The following is a 6,018-nucleotide window of genomic DNA, read 5'->3' as shown; positions in this document are numbered from 1 at the left end:
CAGTCCGGCGGGGTGGGCACACTGATGCCGATGCCGTTGTCCTCGCAGAGGAACAGCACCGGCACCGGAACGCCCAGATGCGCGGTGTGTACCGCGGTATTGATGGCACCGGCGGCGGTCGAATGATTGGCCGAGGCGTCGCCGAACCCGCACAGCACCACCGCGTCCGGCGGCCACGGGCACGCCAGTCCCAGGCCCGCGGCGCGTTCGAGGGCGAACGCCAACCCCACCGCCCGGGGCAGATGAGAGGCGATGGTGGAGGTCTGCGGGATGATGTTCGCCGCCGCGCTCCCGAACACCTTGTGGCGGCCGCCGGAGATCGGGTCCGCCGCCGCGGCCACCACCCCGAGCAGTAGGTCGCGGACCGGATCCGCGACCCCGGCGCGCCGGGCCCGTTCCAGGAAGAGCGCACCGGAACGATAGTGCGGCAGCACCGGATCGGTGATCCGGCTCGCCGCCGCCACCGCTACATTGCCCTCGTGTCCGGCGGATCCGATGCTGTAGAAGCCCTGTCCGCTCGCGGTCAGCCGCCGGGCCTCCCGGTCGGCACGGCGGCTCGCCACCTGGGCGTCGAACAGGTTCAGGCAATCGGAGGCGGGACCGGGCAGCGCCCCGCCGGACAGCGTGGGTGGCGCCCCGCGCAGCCGCACCAGCTCGGCGCGTAACCGCTCGTCCGATTCCTGGATGTTCACCGCCATCAGCCTAAACGGCGGCGCGGCGAACACGGGGGGTCCACGCCGGGGTATCACCAGGGCAGCGGTACCCACCGGTCGAGGAACCAGAACCCGTGGGCACCCGGCCGGTTCGGGCCGGGGCTGTTGTCCCCATGATGCCGGTCCTGGTGCTGCTGGTGCTGTTGCGGCTGGTTCCAGTGCTGGTCCGGGCCCGGTTGGGCACTCGCCGCGCCCGCGCCGAGCCCGGCCATTCCCAGTCCGATACTGCCGACCACGGCGGCCTTCGCGAGCTTCGACTTCATCACCTTCGGCATTGCGAGATATTCCTCCTCTGCGAATGGCCCGACCGTCGGGCCACCGGGCCGGGCGAACCCGACGGAAGCCATCCTGTGCCGCCCCGCTCGAGGTGGTCTGCCAACGACCTGCGAATTTCCTGGCAACGCGGAGATCCCGCGACGGGCGGGCGCGCGGGCTCGCGCCCGCAGGCATGCCCGGCCGCGCCCCTGCCTGGGCCGAACCCCGCCGTTCTTGTGCCCGAACAAGTGTCTGTTCTACTGTCTGAAAATGGTGGAAGCATCGTGGCGGATCGACCGGACCGCAACGCAGGAGGGCCGGGTCGCGGTGATCACCGGGTCCAATACCGGCATCGGATACGCGGCCGCGCACGCCCTGGCCGGTCTGGGCGCCACGGTGGTGCTGGCGTGCCGTGATCAGGCCGCCGCCCGGGCCGCGGCCGACCGGATAGCGGCCGAGGTCACCGCGGCGCGGGTGCACACCGTCTCGCTCGATCTCGGCAGCGTCGCCGCCATCGCCCGCTGCGCAGAGGAGATCCGGACCCGCTGGCCCACAGTGGATCTGCTGATCAACAATGCCGGAGTGATGGCGGCCCACCGAGATCGCACCGCGGACGGGTTCGAAAGCGATTTCGGGATCAACGTCCTCGGCCCGTTCGCCTTCACCGCGCAACTCGTCGACGCGGTGCGGGCGGCCCCGGCCGGGCGGGTGGTGACGGTCAGCAGTATCACCCACCGGCATCGCCGGGCCACGCTCGACTTCGCCGACCTGAACAGCGAGCGGTCCTTCGTCCCCGCACTGGCCTACGCGCGTTCGAAGATGGCGGGCATGGTGTTCACCTTCGAGCTCGACCGGCGCCTGCGCGCCGCCGGTGCGCGCACCGTCGCACTGGCCGCCCATCCCGGCGGGGTCCGTACCTCCATACTCCGGGAGCAGCGCGCCTGGATGCGGCTTGTCTACAATCCGCTTTTCGCGCCGCTCACCGGCTGGTTCACGCAGAACGCCGACGACGGCGCGCGGCCGGTGCTGCGGGCCGCGCTCGACCCCGGCGCGCGGGGCGGCGATTTCTTCGGGCCCGCGGGTTTCGCGGAACTGGTAGGCCCGCCGGTGCCGGTCCGGGCCTCCGCCCGGGCGCGCGACCCCGAGATCGGCATCCGGCTGTGGAAGGCCGCCGAAGACCTCACCGGTGTCCGGTTCCCACTGGCCGCAGCCGGGGCACCGCCCGCTTCCGAAACCTGACCCGCGGCCGGCCGGTATCGGCCCGGTGGAACTTCCGCGGTGGCGAATCCGAACCGCCCGCTACCGGAGAACTGCCGGTACGCTCCGAGACATGACCCGGATCCGCCGGCCACTCACGTACGGCCCGAACTTCGTTCGGTTCGCGTGGGTGGCCGTGCTGGCCCTCGTCGTCGCGACAACCGCCGGTCTCGACGGCCCGGCGGGCGCGGTCGGTGCCGCGGTCACCGTACTCGTCGTCCTCGCGTTCGCCGCCCGGCGGGCCGCCGTGCGGTTGCGTGCGGGTATCGCCACCGCGGCCGGTCCGCCACGTGAGGACCGGCGCCTGCGCGGCGCCTTCCGCCGGCAGAGCGCGCCGGACACCCCCGGCCGGCCGCGTCTGCCCAGAGCACCCGGACGCGTGCCGGCCGCGGCGTAGCCACCCGGCATACCGCCCGGCCTCTCCACCGTCCTGTCTCCACGCCGCGGCCGGATCGCCACGGCGTGAATCCGATTCGCATATCCCGGTGTCCCGGTGATGTGCGGTGGAAAGGTGCTCACACCATGCTCGACGTCATCTACTATCCCGTCTCCGCGATCCTCTGGTTCTGGCACAAGGCGTTCGGGGCTGTCCTCGGTGCCGACAACGGTTTCGCCTGGGCGCTCGCCGTGGTGTTCCTCGTCTTCACCCTCCGCCTGTTGCTGCTGAAACCGGCGATATCCCAGATCCGCACCGCCCGCCGGATGCAGGAGCTGGCACCTCGGATCACCGCGCTGCAGCGGGAACACGCCGGAGACCGACCACGCCAGGCCCTCGAAATGCGGAAACTCCAGAAAGAACACGGATTCAACCCGTTGATGGGCTGTCTGCCGGCGCTGGTGCAGATCCCGGTGTTCCTCGGCCTCTATCACGTCTTGAAATCGTTCAACCGCACCGGAACCGGGCTCGGCGAACTCGGGATGAGCGCGGAGGCCAACGCGCATACCCCGAACTACCTGTTCGGCGTTCCCGAGGTGCAGTCCTTCCTCGGCGCCCGGATCTTCGGAGCGCCGCTTTCGGTGGCAATGACGAGCCCCTCCGACACGCTGGCCTCGTTCGCCGCCTACGGCGGGGTACCCACCGTGGCGGCGATCGCGGCGGTCGGGATACCGCTGATGGTCGTGGCGGGCCTGGCCACCCATTTCAACGCCCGCGCGTCCATCGCGCGGCAGAACCCGGAGACGGCGGCCAACCCGCAGACCTCGCTGCTGAACAAGCTGATGCTGTGGGTGTTCCCGCTGGGGGTCCTGGTCGCCGGACCGGTGCTGATGATCGCCGTCCTGCTGTACTGGGTGAGCAACAACCTCTGGACCTACGGCCAGCAGCATATGATCTTCGCCCGCATCGACCGGGAAGGCACCGTCGCGGAGAAGGCCGTCGCCGAGCCTGCTCCGGTCCGCGCCCCGGCACCGGGCGCGCGGCCGCGGGGGAGTGCCGGCCGTGGTGGGACGCGGAAGCGGAGGAAGTGAGATCCCGTCAGGTCAACCCGGGTGCGGCGGCACGATCGACCAGCCAGACGGTCGATTCCGTGCCCCGGGCCCCGGCCGCGGGGACCTTCAGCGGATCCGCCCCGTTGAGCGCCGCGGCCACCGGTTCGGCCTTGTCGGCACCGGCCACCACCAGCACCACCTGCCGGGCGCGGCGGATCGCGGGATAGGTCAGCGTGACGCGTACCGGGGGTGGTTTGGGCGAGTCGGTCACCGCCACGGCCAGTTCCCGCTGCTCGCCCAGCGTTTCGGCATGGCCGGGGAACAGGGAGTTGATATGACCGTCCGGCCCCATGCCCAGCAGGTGCAGATCGAACGCGCCGTAGGTGGCGAGGTGGGCGCGCAGGGCGGTGGCGTATTCGGCGGCCGCTTCGACCGGGTCCGGGTATTCACCGTCGGACGTGGCCACCGTGTGCACCCGCGCGGGATCCACCGGGACGTGATCGAGCAGGGCCCGGTGCGCCTGCAACTCGTTGCGGTCGGGGTCGCCGGCCGGGACGAATCGTTCGTCACCCCAGAACACGTCCAGGTTCGACCAGTCCAGGCCGCCCGCGTTCGCGCGCACCTTCTCCAGCAGCCGGATCCCGGTTCCGCCGCCGGTCACCACCACCGACGCGCTACCCCGCGCCGCCTGCGCGGCGGTGAGGGTATCGACGAAGAGGCGGGCGGCCGCCGTGGTGAGCGCGTCACTGTCGGGATAGACCTCGACGGAGGTCTCGGAGCTAGTTGTCATAGGTCACCCTTTCGATTCCGGCGAGGGCTTCGGCATAGATCTCGTCGGCGTCCAGCCGGCGCAATTCCTCCGCCAGGCAGTCGCGGGTTTCGCGGCGCGCCAGGGCGATCCGCTGCACCGGATCACCGGTGCGGGTGAGCGTCGCCGTGACCCCGGTCTGCGGGCGGGCGATGGAGATCGAGACCGACGGCCGCCGCAACTCGACCACCAGATCGCCGGTCCGGCGGTGCACCGGGCAGCCCAGCCGCCCGGCCAGCCAGCCGGCGAGCATATCGAGGGCCGGCTCCTCGCGCAGGCCCGAGACCGTGACCGATTCCACCGGCTCGAACGGCGGTTCGTCCATGGCCGCGGCCAGCAGGGCCCGCCAGTAGGTGATCCGGCTCCATGCCAGATCGGAGTCACCGACCGCGTAGGAGTCGTGCCGGGACTTGATGGTCGCCTGCGGATCCGGGGCGTAGGTGGCGTCGGTGATGCGCCGGGTCGCGAGCCGGCCCACCGAATCCTTGGAGGGAAAGGCCGGTGCGCCGCGCGGCCACCATGCCACCACCGGGGTATCGGGCAGCAGGAACGGAATGACCACACTGCTCTCGTGGCTCACCAGTTCACCTTGCAGGCGCAGCACGATCACCTCGGCCGCGCCGGCGTCACCACCGACCCTGATCTGCGCGTCCAATCGCGTCTCCGCGAAACGGTCGCCCCGGGCCAGTACGACCACCCGGCAGGGATGTTCGCGGCTGGCGTCGTTGGCGGCGTCGATGGCGTCCTCGGCCTCGGAACTGTCCAGGGTGCACACCACCAGCGTCAGCACCCGGCCCATGGTGATCACGCCGTTGCTCTCGCGCAGTTGCACCAGGCGTTTGGTGACGGCCCCGGTGGTCGTATCGGGGATATCGATGATCACGGCCGCCGCCATTCCCGGCCGGTGCGGGCCAGCATCTCGGCCGCGGAATCCGGACCCCAGGTACCGGCTTCGTACTGTTCGGGTTTACCGTCGGCGGCCCAGTGCGCGAGCACCGGATCCAGGATGCGCCAGGACAATTCGACCTCCGCGTTGACGGGGAACAGGGACGGTTCGCCGAGCAGCACGTCCAGGATGAGCCGCTCGTAGGCCTCGGGCGAGGATTCGGTGAAGGCCTCGCCGTAGCTGAAATCCATGTTCACGTCGCGTACTTCCATCGACGATCCGGGCACCTTCGACCCGAACCGCATGGTGATGCCCTCGTCGGGCTGCACACGGATCACGAGCGCGTTCTCACCGAGTTCCTCGGTCATGGTCTGGTCGAAGGGGAGATGGGGCGCGCGTTTGAAGACCACCGCGATCTCGGTGACCCGCCGGCCCAGCCGCTTGCCTGTCCGCAGATAGAAAGGCACCCCGGCCCAGCGCCGGGTGTCGACCTCGAGTGTCAGCGCCGCGTAGGTCTCGGTACGCGATTGCGGATCGAAACCTTCCTCGTCCAGCAGGCCCACCACTTCCTGGCCGCCCTGCCACCCGGCGGCGTACTGCCCGCGGGCGGTGGTCTCGTCGAGCGGCTCCACGAGTTTGGTCGCGGAGAGGACCTTGATCTTCTCGTTCTG

Annotated in this window: 8 protein-coding genes; 3 read left to right on the top strand and 5 right to left on the bottom strand. The window is 70.6% G+C overall.

From position 1 onward, the window contains the following. Positions 1 to 644 (bottom strand): thiamine pyrophosphate-dependent enzyme (locus tag ACWDU1_RS28180; protein ID WP_450003054.1); only part of this gene is annotated, 644 nt, incomplete at its 3' end. Between the two features lie 101 nt (positions 645 to 745). Beyond that, positions 746 to 988, bottom strand: coding sequence for a hypothetical protein (locus ACWDU1_RS28175; protein ID WP_450003053.1), 243 nt, complete (start codon positions 986 to 988; stop codon positions 746 to 748). 250 nt (positions 989 to 1,238) lie between these two features. Here ACWDU1_RS28175 and ACWDU1_RS28170 point away from each other — a divergent pair, with 250 nt between their 5' ends. The 3 genes from ACWDU1_RS28170 (at position 1,239) to yidC (ending at position 3,692) form a co-directional block, all read left to right on the top strand. Further along, a complete protein-coding gene (locus tag ACWDU1_RS28170) occupies positions 1,239 to 2,207 on the top strand; it encodes an oxidoreductase (protein ID WP_450003051.1) in 969 nt (322 codons plus the stop codon). Between the two features lie 91 nt (positions 2,208 to 2,298). Then, positions 2,299 to 2,622 (top strand): DUF6412 domain-containing protein, encoded by a 324-nt coding sequence (locus tag ACWDU1_RS28165; RefSeq protein WP_450003049.1) that lies wholly within the window; start codon positions 2,299 to 2,301, stop codon positions 2,620 to 2,622. Between the two features lie 125 nt (positions 2,623 to 2,747). Further along, positions 2,748 to 3,692, top strand: coding sequence for a membrane protein insertase YidC (gene yidC, locus ACWDU1_RS28160; RefSeq protein ID WP_450003046.1), 945 nt, complete (start codon positions 2,748 to 2,750; stop codon positions 3,690 to 3,692). A 7-nt stretch (positions 3,693 to 3,699) separates the two neighbouring features. On the opposite strand, the gene pgl is transcribed toward yidC, so the two are convergent. From pgl to ACWDU1_RS28145, 3 genes are all read right to left on the bottom strand, one after another. Further along, positions 3,700 to 4,443, bottom strand: a complete 744-nt coding sequence (gene pgl / locus ACWDU1_RS28155; RefSeq protein ID WP_450003045.1) for a 6-phosphogluconolactonase — start codon at positions 4,441 to 4,443, stop codon at positions 3,700 to 3,702. After that, entirely contained in the window at positions 4,433 to 5,344 is a 912-nt protein-coding gene (gene opcA, locus ACWDU1_RS28150) for a glucose-6-phosphate dehydrogenase assembly protein OpcA (protein WP_450003043.1), read from the bottom strand. Before opcA ends, pgl begins: the two co-directional genes overlap by 11 nt. Continuing rightward, on the bottom strand, positions 5,341 to 6,018 hold a 678-nt coding region (locus ACWDU1_RS28145), incomplete at its 5' end, for a glucose-6-phosphate dehydrogenase (RefSeq protein WP_450003041.1). The genes ACWDU1_RS28145 and opcA, both read right to left, overlap by 4 nt.

This window comes from Nocardia sp. NPDC003345, from assembly GCF_053589395.1.
Note: the sequence above shows the minus strand (reverse complement) of the source record. Positions and strands in the feature narration are given on the sequence as shown.

Bases quoted from the DNA above. Each gene is read 5' to 3' on its own strand.
- ACWDU1_RS28165 (WP_450003049.1), top strand. From the start codon at position 2,299: ATGACCCGGATCCGCCGGCCACTCACGTACGGCCCGAACTTCGTTCGG.
- pgl (WP_450003045.1), bottom strand. From the start codon at position 4,443: ATGACAACTAGCTCCGAGACCTCCGTCGAGGTCTATCCCGACAGTGAC.
- ACWDU1_RS28170 (WP_450003051.1), top strand. From the start codon at position 1,239: ATGGTGGAAGCATCGTGGCGGATCGACCGGACCGCAACGCAGGAGGGC.
- ACWDU1_RS28175 (WP_450003053.1), bottom strand. From the start codon at position 988: ATGCCGAAGGTGATGAAGTCGAAGCTCGCGAAGGCCGCCGTGGTCGGC.
- yidC (WP_450003046.1), top strand. From the start codon at position 2,748: ATGCTCGACGTCATCTACTATCCCGTCTCCGCGATCCTCTGGTTCTGG.